The following is a 15961-nucleotide window of genomic DNA, read 5'->3' as shown; positions in this document are numbered from 1 at the left end:
AATGAAGGTATTGGCCAATTCGACCAATCTCCAGACTCCGCCCAAAATGAATTAATTCAGCATCTAGTTAGGGATGACTAAAACTTGATCTGGATGAATAACATCCGGATTTTTTAGGATATTGGTGTTAGCCTCAAAAATTTTCTTATACTTCATAGGGTCACCGTAGTACTTTTTGGCAATCTTGCTAAGAGACTCTCCGCTTTTTACAGTGTGCCTGTGGTAAACACTTTCGTCTGCAACGGTAATATTCGCTTTGATATCAGAAGGATTTTCTCCACCCAATTCTTTAATTTTATCCCACAAAAGGTTTTTTTCGTACTGGGTTGCGGCCTGACCTTTTATTTTTAGAATACCTGCTTCTTCGCTAACGTCCCCACCTTTTATTTTTAGTTCCTCACCTAGGTTCAATACAGCTTGATACTTTGCTTTAACACTCATAATAGAATTTATTTAACGGTTAATATTTAACAATCCAATATAGGAAATCTTGGCATGTTTTTCATCAATTTGTGCAAAATAGTTAAGTAATTGGCACTCATCTCATTTTTAGGTTTGTGAAACCATTTTTTAGTTGTATTTTTGCACTCCTTTTTTAGCGAAGTATCAAGAGAAAAAAGGGACGAAAAAAAATCAATATAACTTCTTCTGTGGTAATTGTTAACTCTTGTAACTCCATGGAATACAAATTTATAATCAGCAAATGGCTGAAGAAAAAACAACAGTTGAGGTAGAGGAAACTACTGCAACTACACAAGAAACAAAAGTAGAGGCCCCAGTACAGGATCCAAAAGAGTTTTTGGCAAATTTTGATTGGGACAAGTATGAGCAAGGAATTGAGCGCGTTGATGATACCAAACTAAAGGAGTTTGAGGAGTTGGTGGCGGAAAACTTTGTAGATACTGCAGACGAAGAAGTTGTACAGGGAACGGTAGTTTACCTAACAGAGCGTGAGGCAATTATTGATATAAATGCCAAATCTGAAGGTGTTATTTCTCTGAACGAATTCCGTTACAATCCAGACCTAAAAGTTGGTGATAAAGTAGAGGTGTTGATCGATATCCGTGAGGATAAAAGTGGACAGTTGGTACTTTCCCATAGAAAAGCAAGAACTATCATGGCTTGGGATCGCGTAAATGCGGCTCATGACAAAGAGGAAATTGTTAGTGGTTTTGTTAAGTGCAGAACTAAAGGAGGTATGATTGTGGATGTATTTGGAATTGAGGCATTCTTGCCAGGTTCACAAATAGATGTTAAGCCTATTCGTGATTACGATCAATATGTAAACAAAACTATGGAATTCAAAGTGGTGAAAATAAACCACGAATTCAAAAACGTAGTTGTTTCCCATAAAGCCTTGATCGAAGCCGATATTGAAGAGCAGAAAAAAGAGATTATCGGTCAATTGGAAAAAGGACAGGTATTGGAAGGTGTTGTTAAAAACATTACTTCTTATGGTGTCTTTATAGATCTTGGTGGTGTAGATGGATTGGTGCATATTACCGATCTTTCTTGGAGCAGGATCAATCATCCAAATGAAGTGGTGGAATTGGATCAGAAACTGAATGTGGTTATCCTTGACTTTGATGAGAACAAGTCTAGAATTCAATTAGGTCTTAAGCAATTGGAGAAACATCCTTGGGATGCTCTTAGCGAAGACATTAAAATTGGAGACAAAGTTAAAGGTAAGGTAGTTGTTATCGCTGATTACGGTGCATTTATCGAAGTTGCAGAGGGTGTTGAAGGGTTGATCCACGTTTCCGAAATGTCTTGGTCCACACATTTACGTTCCGCTCAGGATTTCGTAAAAGTTGGTGATCAGGTTGAAGCTGTAGTATTGACTTTGGATAGGGAAGACCGTAAAATGTCTCTTGGAATTAAGCAATTAACTCCAGATCCATGGACTGATATCACTACCAAATATCCTGTTGGATCTAAGCATAAAGGTATTGTACGTAACTTCACTAATTTTGGTGTTTTTGTTGAATTGGAAGAAGGAATAGACGGATTGATCTATATCTCCGATCTTTCTTGGACCAAGAAAATTAAGCATCCATCCGAGTTTGTTACTGTAGGTGACACTTTGGAAGTTGAGGTATTGGAGTTGGATGTTGATGGTCGTAAATTAAGTTTAGGACACAAACAAACTACTGATAATCCTTGGGACAAGTACGAAACTGAATTTGCTTTGGACACTGTTCACAAAGGAAGTATAGCTGAAATAGTGGATAAAGGAGCAACAATCGATTTTAACGAAGATATCGTTGCCTTTGTACCATCACGTCATTTGGAAAAAGAAGATGGCAAGAAATTGGTAAAAGGTGAAGAGGCTGAGTTTAAAATCATTGAATTCAACAAAGAATTCAAACGAGTTGTAGCTAGTCATACCGCTATTTTTAGAGAAGAGGAACAACGTAATGTAAAAGCGGCCGTTAAGAAAGCTGCAGCATCTGCAGACGAAGCCAAGCCTACTTTAGGTGACGCAAACGAAGCTTTGCAAGCGTTGAAAGATAAAATGGAAGCTAACGACAAGAAGAAGAAGTAAGCTTTTAGATTATTGATATAGGAAAGCCCTGGCATTTGTCAGGGCTTTTTTTTGGAATAAATTGAATTGGAATACAAATCCCTTACTAATATGATTATCTCACAATCTGTTTTTGGTTTGGGATTTTCAGTTATAGTGTAATAGACAACTCCTAGGCTCTCAACGGGTTGTAAGGCGGTACAATTTCCTTAGTCCGGTATTGTGGAGGTCTTTTGTCTTTATAACGCCAATATTAAATAGAAATCCCTACTTTTGTAATTCAAAAGCATTGGCCAAATCATCTATGAGTCAAAAAGTATTACTTTCTTCCAAAGAAATAAATATTATCCTGCATCGCTTGGCTTGTCAATTATTAGAAAATCATCTGGATTTTAAAAATACTGTTCTAATAGGCATACAGCCTAGGGGCATATTTTTGGCATCGCGTCTGGCTAAGATCCTTAAAGAGGATTACGGGGTAAAGAAGATCGATCTGGGTTTTTTGGACATTACATTTTATCGTGACGATTTTAGAAGGGGCGAGAAGACTCTGGAGGCTAACAAGACCAAAATCGACTTTCTTGTGGAGGATAGAAAAGTAGTTTTTGTAGATGACGTACTTTATACAGGAAGAAGTATTAGGGCGGCATTGACGGCAATACAATCTTTTGGAAGACCGTTGGAAATAGAGTTGTTAACCTTGATCGACCGCCGATTTAGCCGGCATTTACCCATACAGCCCAATTATAGGGGACGGCAAGTGGATGCGATAAATGGAGAAAAGGTCAAGGTAATGTGGGAGGAGAATGATGGGGAGGATGTAATTTATTTAGTAAAGACATAGCGCATGGGCGAATTAAGTGTAAAACACTTGTTGGGAATAAAATATCTGAAAGAATCGGATATTCAGCTCATTTTTGAAACTGCCGATCATTTTAAAGAGGTAATTAATCGATCTATTAAAAAAGTTCCCTCACTTCGAGATATTACTATAGCAAACGTATTTTTTGAAAACAGTACACGTACCCGGCTTTCCTTTGAGTTGGCGGAAAAAAGGCTATCTGCGGACGTTATCAATTTTTCTGCGGCACAGTCATCCGTAAAGAAAGGGGAAACCTTGATAGACACGGTAAACAACATTCTATCGATGAAGGTAGATATGGTGGTAATGCGCCATCCAAATCCGGGAGCTGGAATATTCCTGTCCAAAAATGTTAAGGCTTCTATTGTAAATGCAGGTGATGGTGCTCATGAGCACCCTACACAAGCCTTGCTGGATTCGTATTCCATAAGGGAGAAGTTAGGCGACGTAGCTGGAAAAAATGTCGTCATCGTGGGTGATATCCTTCATTCCAGGGTGGCACTTTCCAATATTTTTGCTTTGCAATTGCAGGGAGCAAATGTAAAGGTTTGTGGGCCCAAAACTTTACTCCCCAAACATGTGGAATCCTTGGGAGTTACGGTAGAAACCAATTTGCGCAAAGCTTTAAACTGGTGCGATGTGGCCAATATGCTACGTATTCAGAATGAACGCTTGGATATCAGTTATTTTCCGACGACAAGGGAATATACCCAGCAGTTTGGGGTTAACAAGGCGTTATTGGATAGTTTGGACAAGGAAATAGTAATTATGCACCCCGGGCCCATTAATCGCGGTGTGGAGATTACTAGTGATGTAGCTGATTCAAAGCAATCCATTATATTGAATCAGGTGGAAAATGGGGTAGCCATACGTATGGCGGTGATTTATTTATTGGCGTCAAAAATTAAATAATAGACCTATGATATTGGATAAAGAAGGAAATGTGACTACTGTTCTCCAAGAGAATATTTCATTAAACAAGTTTATTTCCAATTTTAGGGATATATATCCTAAAATTAAGAACGATCATATTGTTATTAATCTTTTTTCATTTGCAAAACTTACTTCCAATGATGTCTTGGAGTTTTTGGAGCTTTCGGATACGCATCGAAAAACCAAAAAATCCTTCGTTTTGGTGACCGAAAAAGTAACCTACGATGAAGTTCCTGATAGTATCTGTGTTGTGCCTACCCTTCAAGAGGCGAAAGACATTATTGAAATGGAAGAGATTGAAAGGGATTTGGAGCTATAGGAATTTATAATTGAAAACGGAAGTGGGAATATAGTTGAAGAATTAACTCAAAGTATAGGTTTGTTGGCATCAATTGTAAAATCCTCAAAACGAAATAGCAAGGGTATGATATTCCATTTTCCATTTTCCATTTTCAATATTTCATTTTTATGAAACTAACTATATTGGGTTGTTATGCGGCAACGCCAAGATCTTTGAACAATCCCACATCCCAGGTACTGGAGATTAAAAATCATTTGTTTTTAATAGATTGTGGCGAGGGTACACAAGTACAATTAAGAAAAAGCAAGATCAAATTTTCAAGGATCAACCATATTCTAATCTCCCATTTACATGGAGATCATTTTTTTGGTTTACCCGGATTAATTTCTACCTTCAGGTTATTGGGCAGAACCAATGAATTGCATATTTATGGTCCCCAGGGAATAAAGGAAGCCATTACTTTATTTTTAAAATTGGGCGATTCATGGACTAATTATCCGCTTATTTTCCACGAGTTATCATCAACAGAGCCCGAAAAAATTTATGGGGATGACAAAGTTTCAATTACTACAATTCCTTTGGATCATAGAATCTACACCAATGGTTTCCTGTTTAGGGAAAAGTTGGCGGAACGCAAATTGAATATTTCTGCAGTTGCCAAATACAAAATTGACAAGTGTTATTTTCAGAATATAAAGAACGGTAAGGACATTGTTTTGGAAAATAGCACGATAATACCCAATGCCTTATTGACATTTGACCCCCCTTTGCCCAAGAGTTATGCATTTTGTAGTGATACTGCTTATTCGGAGAAAATTATTCCTTGGATCAGAAATGTGGATGTGTTATACCATGAGGCCACTTTTTTGGAAACTGAAAGGAAATTGGCTCCAAAAACAAAACATGCCACTGCCAAGGAGGCTGCTGCCATTGCCAAAGAGGCCAATGTTGGGATGTTGATTTTAGGTCATTTCTCTACTAGATATGAATCATTGGACCTTTTTAGGGATGAGGCCAAAACCATATTTCCCAATGTGGAACTTGCTGATGACGGCAGGGAGTTTGATCTTTAATTGCAAGCATTTACATTGTAATACTGCGCTGTGGGCCTATAATCTTGGGTAACTTTCTTTGAGGTTTATATTCGTAAAAGCCTTGCTATTAATTGGTGTTAATTGCAATGTTTTGGCCAATTTGCCATTTAGCTGTAAATATTGCTTGTTTTATTTAACAATACTATGGTTAAAGACCTTAAAAAAACTCGGCTTACTTTTCGTGTTTCAGTTTGTTTTATGCAATTTTGTATAGTAACTTTCACGATATAATTATCCAAGAGCCCACATGCAAAAAGACCTAGGGAATTACAGGAAATCCTATGAGAAAAGCGCTCTTAACGAAGAGGTTATTTCTGATAACCCCATGGAGTTGTTTCAGAAATGGTTTTATGAGGTAGAGGCATCGGATGGGGTAGATGAGCCCAATGCCATGACGGTCTCAACCATTGGTTTGGATGGTTTTCCAAAGAATAGGGTGGTCCTTCTAAAAAAGTATACCTATGAGGGCTTTATCTTTTATACCAATTACGAAAGTGAAAAAGGGAGGGCAATAGCCAATAACCCCAATATGTGTATTTCGTTTTTTTGGCCTAATATGGAAAGGCAGATTATTATAAAAGGAAAGGCAGAGAGAATAGCTGAAAATTTATCCGATGGTTACTTTGAATCTAGGCCGGATGGCAGTAAACTGGGTGCCATAGTCTCTAACCAGAGCGAGGTAATTCCAAGTAGGGAGTTTTTGGAGAAGAAATTAAAGGATTTGGAGAAGGAATATGAAAATAAGGAGATAGAGCGACCCAAATATTGGGGCGGATTTATTGTGAAGCCTATATCCTTGGAATTTTGGCAGGGTAGGCCCAATAGATTGCATGATAGAATACGTTATAGTTTACAGGATAATTTTGATTGGAAAATTGAAAGGCTGGCGCCTTAGTTGACCAATTCCTTTTGATTGGCATTGAAGCGGGAAAGCATTGACTAATTTTGAATTTATTTCATAAAATGTGAGGTTTAATTTTTTTTATGTGAGTGCGTAACGGTAATATACGGTCCCAATTTTTTAATTTTTTTTCTATAATTAAAAAGATTTAAAGATATGAAAACGATAATATTGGTAAGGCATGGAAAATCGTCTTGGGAATATAATGTTTCGGACAGGGATAGACCGTTAATGGAAAGGGGAATCAAAGATGTTAACAGAGTTGCCAAGGCATTTCTGTCAGATTTGGTTCATATCGATGCAGCATATTCAAGTCCTGCCAATAGGGCCATGCATACAGCTATGATTTTCCTAAGATCATTGAATTTTTCATTTGCAAATTTTGAATTGTCCAATGAATTATATGATTTTTCAGGTGAGGATGTTCACAGGTTTATAAAGGGTTTGAAAAATGATAAGGACACCGTTATTATATTTGGGCACAATGAAGCCTTTACCCATATTGCCAATTCTCTGGGAAACATGTATATTGACAATGTTCCCACAAGTGGATTGGTACAATTAAAATTTGACACTAACGATTGGAGTGCCGTCACAAAAGGGATTACGGTACGGACACTTTTTCCAAAACAATTAAAGAATGATTAAAAGTAAGAATCAATATATAAACAGAGAAATTAGTTGGTTAAGTTTTAATGAGAGGGTTTTACAAGAAAGTGCTGATAAGAATGTTCCTTTAATAGAGCGACTTCGATTTTTAGGAATATTTTCGAATAATTTGGATGAATTCTTTAAGGTCCGGTATGCCACTGTAAAAAGAATAGTAGAAGCTGGCAGAACTGGAAAAAGTGTTTTGGGTGGTGAAAGTGCCAAGGATTTGTTGGAAGAAATTACCGAGATCGTTATTGAACAGCAAACCAAAAGCTTAAAAATACTCAGCGATATTGAAAAGGAGTTGGAAACCCAAAATATTTTTTTGATCAATGAATCAAAAATAACTGAGGCCCAGTGCTCGTTTATCAAGAATTATTTCATTGAAAAGGTGAGTCCGGTCCTGATGACAATAATTTTGAACGATTTGGCAAGCTTTCCAATGCTAAAAGACACAGCAGCTTATCTGGCGGTAAAATTGATTTTAAAGAAACAACCGGGGAGCGGCTCAACTGTCAAAGAGAAACGCTATGCCCTTATTGAAATCCCCAAAGGTATAGACCGTTTTGTAGTGCTTCCAAAAGAGGGGGATAAAAATTATATAATCCTCTTGGATGATCTTATCAGATTTTGCTTGGGGAGTATTTTTAATATGTTCGATTACGAATCCATATCGGCTCATATGATCAAGATTACACGTGATGCGGAGCTGGACATTGATAACGATCTAAGTAAGAGTTTTATAGAAAAAATATCCTCGAGTGTAGAGCATCGCAAAATTAGTGATCCTGTTCGTTTTGTATATGATAAGAGTATTGGAAAGGATACACTTAATTTTCTAAAGGAAAAAATGGACATTGAGGACACCGATAGCGTAATTCCTGGAGGAAGGTACCACAACAGACGTGATTATATGGGCTTTCCAAGTTTGGGTAGAAATGATTTAATGTATGAAAAGATTACTGCCTTGCCCGTTAAAGGAATTTCGATGGAGGGTAGTCTTTTTGAAAGGATTTCAGAAAAGGATTTCTTACAATATACGCCGTACCAGACCTTTTCCTATATCATAAAATTCTTAAGGGAAGCAGCTTTGGACCCCAAAGTTAGAAACATCAAGATTACGGTATATAGATTGGCAGATAACTCCCAAGTAGCGGCATCCTTGATAAATGCCGTAAAAAATGGAAAACACGTAACGGTACAGATAGAATTGCAGGCCAGATTTGACGAACAGGCCAATATAGAATATGCGGAACAGTTACAGGCAGAGGGCGTTAAACTAATATTTGGTGTTCGTGGCCTAAAAGTGCATAGTAAAATATGTTTGGTGGAAAGGGAAGAAGGTTCACATATTAAGCGATATGGATTTGTCAGTACAGGAAATTTTAATGAATCTACGGCCCGTATCTATACAGATTATACCTTGTTTACGGCCCATGATGGAATTTTAAAGGAATTGAACAAGGTTTTCGATTTCTTTGAAACAACCTATAAAATCAACAAATACAAACATCTCATAGTTTCTCCACATTACACCAAAAATGTGTTCAAGAAATTGATAGATAAGGAAATTCAAAATGCCAAGGCAGGCAAAGAAGCCTACATTAAAATTAAAATGAACAGCTTTACCTCCTATAAAATGGTGGACAAACTGTATCAAGCTAGTAGGGCAGGTGTAAAAATTCAACTTATTATAAGAGGTATTTGTTGTTTGGTGCCCGGTGTTAAGGGGATGAGCGAAAATATAGAAGCCATTAGTATTGTGGATAAATTTTTGGAGCACCCAAGGGTTTTTATTTTTGGTAATGATGGCAATTCCAAAGTGTATATATCCTCGGCTGATTGGATGACAAGAAATTTGGACTATCGGGTAGAAGTTGGTGTACCAATATATGATACTGATGTTAAACAGGAACTTTTGGACACTTTCGACATCTCTTGGAGGGATAACGTTAAAGCTAGGGTGTTTTCTGAAAAGCATGACAATGCCTATAGAAAGAACAATAACACAAAAGTGCGATCGCAATTCGCGACTTATGATTATTACCTGAATAAATTGAACTCTTAAAAATAAATCTCATTTGAAAGTACGGAAATATGCCGCAATAGATATCGGTTCCAATGCCATACGTTTGCTTACCCATAACGTAATAGAAGAGGAAGGGAAAGAAACCCTTTTTAGAAAAAGCGCTTTGGTCCGATTGCCTATCAGATTGGGGGAGGATGTCTTTAAGAATGGGAGCATTTCCAAGCGTAACGAAGAGCGATTGTTAAGTGCTATGAAGGCATTTCAACTTTTAATGGAAGTACATGGGGTGGAGAAATATATGGCATGTGCTACCTCGGCAATGAGGGAGGCGGATAATGGTCAGATGGTTATTGCTAATATTTTGGAAGCTTCAGGAGTAAAAATTCAATTGATCGATGGGGAAAAAGAGGCTTCTATCATTGCATCTACAGACCTTAAGAATTTGATAAGGAAAGATGAAACTTATCTTTATATTGATGTTGGCGGAGGAAGTACCGAATTTACGGTCTTTTCCGAAGGGAAAATAAAAATATCCGAATCCTTCAAGATTGGAACCGTTAGGCTACTAAACGGTATGGTGGATGATGCAATGTGGAATGAATTGGAACTTTGGTTGAAGAAGCATGTTAAGGGGCTGCCCAATCTATCGATCATTGGTTCTGGGGGCAATATTAATAAATTGCATAAAATGTCGGGTAGGAAGGAAGGCGAGTCACTTTCCTATATTTGGTTAAGGGCACAATATCATTTTTTGTCCAGTTTAACATTTGAGGAAAGGGTCTCGGAATTGGGACTAAATCCAGATAGGGCGGACGTAATAATTCCGGCAACCGAGATTTTTGTTTCTTCTGCCAAGTGGATCGGGGCCAAAAAAATTCATGTTCCCAAAATAGGGCTGTCAGATGGAATTATAAAGACCCTTTACTACGCCAAAAAATAAGGATGTTAAGTGTTGAAAAGCCTTTGTGGACGTAGTGATTTTTAGCCATGGACCGATTCATTCTTACCCAGGTCCTTCATTATGGCCGCCTCGTAAGTTAGTAGTTCATCCCATTTCCTGTCCACTTCTTTTCGATCTCCATACTGACGGGCAAAATTTAGGAACATGGTATAATGGCCAGCCTCACTGACCATTAGTTTGTGGTAAAAATCAGCTAACTCTTTATCCTTTAATTCCTCGGAAAGCAATCTGAAGCGTTCACAACTACGGGCCTCAATTAATGCGGCATAGAGTAAGCGATGAACCAGTTGGGTTGTTCTACTACCACCTTTTGGAAAGAATTTTAACAGGGCTACCACATACTCGTCCTTTCTGTCCCTTCCAAGGGTTTTGCCACGGGCCAAAATACGATCGTGTACCATTTTAAAATGCCCCATTTCTTCCCGGGATAGCGCTATCATTTCTTGGGTAAGCTCGGTGTACTCAGGAAAGCTCACTATTAAGGAAATAGCTGTACTAGCCGCCTTTTGTTCGCAATAGGCGTGATCTGTCAATATTTCATCGATATTTTTTTCAACAATATTGACCCATCTGGGGTCTGTGGGTAATTTTAATCCTAGCATAGTGTAATTTTCTTTTCAAAAATAGAAAGAATACCATAAACCGCAGTAATTTATGATGATATAGTTTTATATTTAAGCCTTCTAGGTGTGCAATGGAAATTGATTTGAATAGACAAAATTGCCTACGCATGGTCTTATTAAAACATTTGGTTTAACAATAAAAAGTATCTTGTTATATGGTATTTGAAAATATAGGTTCACAGCTCTTAAAAATTTTGGAGGATAATGTGGATAAGGAAAATAGGCAATGGCTATTGTCCAAAATAGAAAGCATTGTGGAAACGGAGTCAACTAAGGATCTGTATTTAACCTATAGTTTGGTTCCTACCAAAATTAAGACGGAGAAAGATTTGTCACTTTTATTGGATGACAAAGAATTAAAGGCATATCTGGAAGTTCAACAAGCAAACCTACAACAGATTGCTAGAATTTTCCTGCTTTACAAGGTATTGGAGGCAAAGGAAGATTTTTTTAAAGCCAAGGTGGCAAATATTATAGAAGTTGCTGATAAGAGTGAATTGGAAACCTTTTTGAAATTTCTGGTGTTGCTTCCTAATCCCGAAAATTATAAGTTTCAGGCTGTAGAGGCACTCCGGACCAATATAGCTACCGTTTTTGATGCCATTGCATTGAACAATCCTTATCCTGCACTTTATTTTAATGAGCAGCAATGGAACCAAATGTATCTTAAGGCGGCATTTATGCAGCAAAATCTTAATGAAATAGTTCAAGTAGATAAAAGGGCAAATAAGGAACTGACTCGAATTATTTCCGACTATGCTCACGAGCGTTGGGCAGCATCAAGGGCAATAGATCCAAGCTTTTGGAGGCCGGTGGGCAACTTCATGGACGAAAAATTGCTAAAGGATATGAAACGGCTATTTTCCAGTGATAATCTGACCGAAAGAAAAGCTGCCGGTCTTTGTTGCTATAATTCCAATTCAAGTGCTGCAAAGGCACTGTTGGCCGAATTTCCCGATCTTTCAAAAGAAATTGAAAAGGGAATTATTACTTGGGAGAACATAAAAGAATAATACTATACCAAATGTAAAAATAAAGGCGGTTCAAAAGTTCTGTGTATAACTTTTTGAACCGCACTTTTTTATTTGGTCTTCGCGGGGACTACTTTTTCAATGAGTTGATCCACCCAGCTATTTTTAGTGCCTCGTCCTCTGGAACATGGGGCATTGGAGCCATTGGAGTGGCATATTCCGGCCAGTTTTTGGGCTGTGGATTGTAAATTAATTCCACAATTTTTTCATTACTGTAATTCCTTTTTGAAATCTCCGTAAAGGAAGGTCCAATGACCCTCTTGTCCTTATGATGGCAGGCCACACAAGTATTGGTCATTAATAGAGGCTGTACTTCAGTGTCTGTTAATGCTTTGGCAGTAGTGGTCGATTTTTTTGGTGTGGTTTTCTTAGTGCTAACCGCTTTTTTTAATAAGCTGGAGCGTTTGGTGGAGAGTTCAGATATGGGCACAGTAGCACCTTCTGGTATATTGTTCAAAGTGTAATACAATGTAGGGTGTAAGATAGTATTGCCAGATTCTTTGGCTTTTATCCCAGGCAACATAATTTCATGAACATAGTATTGACGAAGATTGTCTACAACGACACGTACTTTCATTCCGTCATCACTTACTTTTACCCCTTTGAACTTGATCTCCTCTATATTGGTTTGCGGACTGCCATATGCAGCATGATATTTATAGATGTAGCTCTTGCCAAAATAGGAATCCAGATCTTCCGCCGAAACTTTGTCTACAGGCAATGTAAACTCAATTTCAAATCCATCCTGCATAGCGTTTACAGTTTTCATTTCAAAGGGTGTGCGCCCTGTCCATGTCAAATATTCCAGGCCGGAATTGGTAGTACCGGCAGATCCCCAACCTCTATTGGTTTCCCCAACAAAAAGTCTTCCTTCGTTATCAAAATCCATACGCATAACTCCAGATTGGAAGCCTGTCCTAAAGTCGAATGCCACTCCCTGATATTCACCCTTGACTTTTTCGAGAACTACCCTCATAATTTTACTTTGGCCCATGTCCCCAACAAGTAATTGGCCATTAAATGGCCCAAATTTACCTTGGGTCTCGTCCACCTTGATTTCGGAATTGGATATGCCCAAAATGCCGTGCGGTAAGATTACTGCCGGTAATTTTAATTCAGGGAAAGATTTCTTTAATTCATATGCAAAATCCGGATTTGCCTCATCCCTAATATTTTCGGGTTTTACATACCGGCCATTTACCCTGACTTGTCTTTTGTCCACCTTCCCGTAAAATTCTTCCTCCGTCAGTTTAATAGGAGAATCTTCGTGACCAGTCCATCTTAGTCCTGCGGGGTGTCCTGCAAATGCCCCTTTTGGAAGATGCCAAATAGCCCCGGATCCTACCCAGTCCCCTTGGTTTTCCGTATAGAATAATTCATCATTTACCAGGCCGTATCCAGCGGGAGACCGCATGCCCGTTGCCCATGGTTCCATTTTGCCGTCCTCGGTTATCTTCATGGTCCAGGCCCTCCATGGCACCCTGCTTTCTCCTCTCCACCATTCTTCATCGCCAAAGGCAACATTGGCGGTCACGAAAAAGGTATTGTCGGGGGCCAGTACCGGTCCAAAGGAATATTCGTGATAGTGGGTGGAAACAGGCCAGGCATAGATGGTCTTGTATTCATCGGCAATATCATCTCCGTTGGTGTCAATTAGTTTAGTTAGCTCGCCTCTTTGTGCAGTGTAAAGAGCTTGGTCATGGTAGGCAAGTCCCAGGGGTTCGTGTAAACCAGAAGCGAATTTTTTAAATGTTGACGAAACACCATTGGCCATGGACGGATTTTCAATAATCCAAACATCTCCCCGTCTCGTGCACACGGCAAGATTTCCATTGGGAAGGGATAATACGCCTCCGCCTTCCATTTGGATTCCCTCTGGTGTTGGTACCGTGGTTAGTCTGTAGTAATCCTCTTCGGTGGAAGCATTTTGAGCAACTAAAAATGTTGCTGAAAGAAGTATCGTCAGGAAGCCGAATGTCTTAATGGCTGTTTTTATATTTTTTGTTATGGTTCTCATATCACTTACCAAATTATTTCATATTTAATAGTACTGCCATCCACTGGAATAATTATTTCAGCTTCATCATTAACCTCTCTAAGGATGGGTTCTTGCCCAGAAAGTATGTTTATGTAGAATTGGTGGTCATCAACATCGAATGACCCGTCAGCTAATTTCTTGGCTTTTCCAGAGGCAATTTTATAGTACCAATTAGGATCTCCGGTTTTGGAAAAACTCACTTCATTTATCAGATGGGTGTTTTTGTCATTGGGATAAATCCTGTTCTCTACCTCAACGCCTTTGTAAGTGTATTTAAAGATAGGTAGCCCGTTGGCCGGGTTCATAGTATATCCTCCAGATTTAAATTCAGGAGCGCTTCCAGTTTTGGGAAATGGACTATTTAAGTCCGCCAGTTCGGCCAGAGGCTGGTTCAAAAAAGTCCACTGAACGGCTCCATTAGGTTTAAAGGATCCGTTACCTCTACTGTGCCACATAGGTGTAGCGTCTATAAAAGCACCGCGCCACATGCCTACAAGATTTTCGGCACCCATATCATATACAAAATTAATGCCCTCGGGTGTCCCTAGGCCTATGGTGTGGGAAAGCCGCTCTTCATTACCCTTAAAACTTACAAAACCCCTTAACATACGTGGAGTAGCCTCGGCGTTGACTAAAATTGGGGAAACAGAACTTATATCTGGTGGATAGGAATCATAAACATGAAAGTTTTTGGGATTGGTACTGGCTGTTGCAATTGAAAGTCCCAACCTAGGTGCTCTCCAGCCTGCATTTTTTATATTGGTCAATGTAAATACGTGCGCTCCCGCATTTAAAGAAACCGTTTTCTCCAAATTTTCCTGGGCATCCGAAGAATTATTGGTGACAATGGTTTTGCCGTCAATGGTAAAATTTATTCCACCTGTGTATCCTATGGAAAAGTGGTAGTCATCCGCTTCGGGAATAATAATTTTACCCGTATAGGCAATACCATAACGATCTTCCTCATGTACAGCATTAACGTCTATTAGTTCCCCTGATTTCTTTTCCGACGCCACTGCATCTTCCAATTCTTCCAAGCCTTTAAAATCGCCTTTATAGGTGATGTAACTTAAATCCGATAAAGTGACTTGTGATTCTTTCAATAGCTGATACTTAATATTCCGAAATGCCATCGGGCCATGATCTCCTTGAATCATAAGCGGGCCCATAGCGGTTTCTTGTGTGGAAATAGGACCGCCGGTAGGTAACGGAACTTCTACATTGCTGTGGATTGTTACTCCGTTCAATGTTACGGAAACAAATTTAGCATTTGCAATTTTTTCTCCGGATTCATTGAATTTTGGAGCCTCGAAGTGAATATTGATCTTTTGCCATAAACCTGGTGCCTTGGCCGGATTGCTCAATGGGGTAATTCCCAGAAATTTCTTTGATGGCTCTTCTTCCCAATTTCGATGGATACCACCAAAATCATAGGAAGTAGGATTCAATACACCCCAGCTATCCTTAATTTGAAGTTCATATCTGCCTTGTAAATATATTCCTGAATTAGAGCCATTAGGTATTAGGACCTCCATTTCCAATTTTATATCCCCATGTTGCCACTGCGACAAAAGATGATCTTTTTGTGTAAAGGAGTAATCATTGAACAAAACACCCGTTCCGGGCTCAATATGTATGGGGTGTATGGATTCTTTTGACTTTTTTTGTCTTCGTTTTTCCTTTTTGGATAAAATAATTGGTTCCGGGTCCTGATGCGTGTGAACGGTAATGTTGCGGTCGGCAACGACATCACCCACTATTTTCCAATTGCTGGTCGGGTCCTTAAAACCATTAAGGTTCTCCAGCGATAATTGTACTTGGGACATCATGCTAAATCCGGAAAAAAGTAATAGGATTGCTAATTTAATTTTCATTTTGATATACTTGGTTGTTAAAAATTGGATCTAAAGGTATCATTAATCAGAGTTTAACAATAGGGTCTGTGGTAATTTAACATTTAATGCATTTGTGGTTTTTTTTCTTGGCCACGAGGAAAGAATAACTTAATGATTT

Annotated in this window: 14 protein-coding genes; 10 read left to right on the top strand and 4 right to left on the bottom strand. The window is 38.6% G+C overall.

Features of this window, described 5'->3' with window-relative positions; translation table 11 throughout:
* Positions 1-63 precede the first annotated feature (63 nt).
* Complete coding sequence (locus CWD91_RS06685) at positions 64-441, bottom strand: LysM peptidoglycan-binding domain-containing protein (protein ID WP_103440200.1); 378 nt, start codon at positions 439-441, stop codon at positions 64-66.
* Positions 442-703: 262 nt separating this feature from the next.
* On the opposite strand from CWD91_RS06685, the gene rpsA reads away from it, so the two are divergent.
* From rpsA to CWD91_RS06640, 9 genes are all read left to right on the top strand, one after another.
* Positions 704-2545 carry a 30S ribosomal protein S1 gene (gene rpsA, locus CWD91_RS06680; protein ID WP_103440199.1) on the top strand — a complete coding sequence of 614 codons (1842 nt, stop codon included), beginning with the start codon at positions 704-706 and terminating at the stop codon, positions 2543-2545.
* Between the two features lie 283 nt (positions 2546-2828).
* Positions 2829-3368 carry a bifunctional pyr operon transcriptional regulator/uracil phosphoribosyltransferase PyrR gene (pyrR, locus tag CWD91_RS06675; RefSeq protein WP_103440198.1) on the top strand — a complete coding sequence of 180 codons (540 nt, stop codon included), beginning with the start codon at positions 2829-2831 and terminating at the stop codon, positions 3366-3368.
* Positions 3369-3371: 3 nt separating this feature from the next.
* Complete coding sequence (locus tag CWD91_RS06670; RefSeq protein WP_103440197.1) at positions 3372-4298, top strand: aspartate carbamoyltransferase catalytic subunit; 927 nt, start codon at positions 3372-3374, stop codon at positions 4296-4298.
* A gap of 7 nt (positions 4299-4305) precedes the next feature.
* Complete coding sequence (locus CWD91_RS06665; RefSeq protein WP_103440196.1) at positions 4306-4638, top strand: ribonuclease Z; 333 nt, start codon at positions 4306-4308, stop codon at positions 4636-4638.
* A gap of 149 nt (positions 4639-4787) precedes the next feature.
* Positions 4788-5693: a ribonuclease Z gene (locus tag CWD91_RS06660; RefSeq protein ID WP_103440195.1), complete on the top strand. Its 906-nt coding sequence runs from the start codon at positions 4788-4790 to the stop codon at positions 5691-5693.
* Between the two features lie 268 nt (positions 5694-5961).
* Complete coding sequence (pdxH, locus tag CWD91_RS06655) at positions 5962-6609, top strand: pyridoxamine 5'-phosphate oxidase (protein WP_103440194.1); 648 nt, start codon at positions 5962-5964, stop codon at positions 6607-6609.
* A 162-nt stretch (positions 6610-6771) separates the two neighbouring features.
* Positions 6772-7263, top strand: coding sequence for a SixA phosphatase family protein (locus CWD91_RS06650; RefSeq protein WP_103440193.1), 492 nt, complete (start codon positions 6772-6774; stop codon positions 7261-7263).
* The gene (gene ppk1 / locus CWD91_RS06645) at positions 7256-9334 is read left to right on the top strand and encodes a polyphosphate kinase 1 (RefSeq protein WP_103440192.1); all 2079 of its coding nucleotides are present in this window, start codon (positions 7256-7258) and stop codon (positions 9332-9334) included. Before CWD91_RS06650 ends, ppk1 begins: the two co-directional genes overlap by 8 nt.
* Positions 9335-9347: 13 nt before the next feature.
* Positions 9348-10235, top strand: a complete 888-nt coding sequence (locus CWD91_RS06640) for a Ppx/GppA phosphatase family protein (protein WP_103440191.1) — start codon at positions 9348-9350, stop codon at positions 10233-10235.
* Between the two features lie 41 nt (positions 10236-10276).
* On the opposite strand, the gene miaE is transcribed toward CWD91_RS06640, so the two are convergent.
* Positions 10277-10858 (bottom strand): tRNA-(ms[2]io[6]A)-hydroxylase, encoded by a 582-nt coding sequence (gene miaE / locus CWD91_RS06635; RefSeq protein WP_103440190.1) that lies wholly within the window; start codon positions 10856-10858, stop codon positions 10277-10279.
* 176 nt (positions 10859-11034) lie between these two features.
* On the opposite strand from miaE, the gene CWD91_RS06630 reads away from it, so the two are divergent.
* Positions 11035-11892, top strand: a complete 858-nt coding sequence (locus CWD91_RS06630) for an EboA domain-containing protein (protein WP_103440189.1) — start codon at positions 11035-11037, stop codon at positions 11890-11892.
* Between the two features lie 88 nt (positions 11893-11980).
* On the opposite strand, the gene CWD91_RS06625 is transcribed toward CWD91_RS06630, so the two are convergent.
* Both CWD91_RS06625 and CWD91_RS06620 read right to left on the bottom strand, forming a co-directional pair.
* Entirely contained in the window at positions 11981-13927 is a 1947-nt protein-coding gene (locus CWD91_RS06625; RefSeq protein WP_103440188.1) for a hypothetical protein, read from the bottom strand.
* A gap of 5 nt (positions 13928-13932) precedes the next feature.
* Positions 13933-15822, bottom strand: coding sequence for a family 16 glycoside hydrolase (locus CWD91_RS06620; protein WP_103440187.1), 1890 nt, complete (start codon positions 15820-15822; stop codon positions 13933-13935).
* Between the last annotated feature and the right edge of the window lie 139 nt (positions 15823-15961).

Source organism: Arenibacter hampyeongensis (genome assembly GCF_002909255.1).
GTDB classification, from domain to species: domain Bacteria; phylum Bacteroidota; class Bacteroidia; order Flavobacteriales; family Flavobacteriaceae; genus Arenibacter; species Arenibacter hampyeongensis.
This window is presented reverse-complemented; position numbering and strand designations above follow the sequence as displayed.

Excerpts from the sequence above, each read along its gene's own strand:
- CWD91_RS06625 (WP_103440188.1), bottom strand. The coding sequence starts at position 13,927 with ATGAGAACCATAACAAAAAATATAAAAACAGCCATTAAGACATTCGGC.
- miaE (WP_103440190.1), bottom strand. The coding sequence starts at position 10,858 with ATGCTAGGATTAAAATTACCCACAGACCCCAGATGGGTCAATATTGTT.
- CWD91_RS06685 (WP_103440200.1), bottom strand. The coding sequence starts at position 441 with ATGAGTGTTAAAGCAAAGTATCAAGCTGTATTGAACCTAGGTGAGGAA.
- CWD91_RS06665 (WP_103440196.1), top strand. The coding sequence starts at position 4,306 with ATGATATTGGATAAAGAAGGAAATGTGACTACTGTTCTCCAAGAGAAT.
- pdxH (WP_103440194.1), top strand. The coding sequence starts at position 5,962 with ATGCAAAAAGACCTAGGGAATTACAGGAAATCCTATGAGAAAAGCGCT.
- ppk1 (WP_103440192.1), top strand. The coding sequence starts at position 7,256 with ATGATTAAAAGTAAGAATCAATATATAAACAGAGAAATTAGTTGGTTA.
- CWD91_RS06650 (WP_103440193.1), top strand. The coding sequence starts at position 6,772 with ATGAAAACGATAATATTGGTAAGGCATGGAAAATCGTCTTGGGAATAT.
- CWD91_RS06660 (WP_103440195.1), top strand. The coding sequence starts at position 4,788 with ATGAAACTAACTATATTGGGTTGTTATGCGGCAACGCCAAGATCTTTG.
- rpsA (WP_103440199.1), top strand. The coding sequence starts at position 704 with ATGGCTGAAGAAAAAACAACAGTTGAGGTAGAGGAAACTACTGCAACT.
- CWD91_RS06620 (WP_103440187.1), bottom strand. The coding sequence starts at position 15,822 with ATGAAAATTAAATTAGCAATCCTATTACTTTTTTCCGGATTTAGCATG.
- pyrR (WP_103440198.1), top strand. The coding sequence starts at position 2,829 with ATGAGTCAAAAAGTATTACTTTCTTCCAAAGAAATAAATATTATCCTG.
- CWD91_RS06670 (WP_103440197.1), top strand. The coding sequence starts at position 3,372 with ATGGGCGAATTAAGTGTAAAACACTTGTTGGGAATAAAATATCTGAAA.
- CWD91_RS06630 (WP_103440189.1), top strand. The coding sequence starts at position 11,035 with ATGGTATTTGAAAATATAGGTTCACAGCTCTTAAAAATTTTGGAGGAT.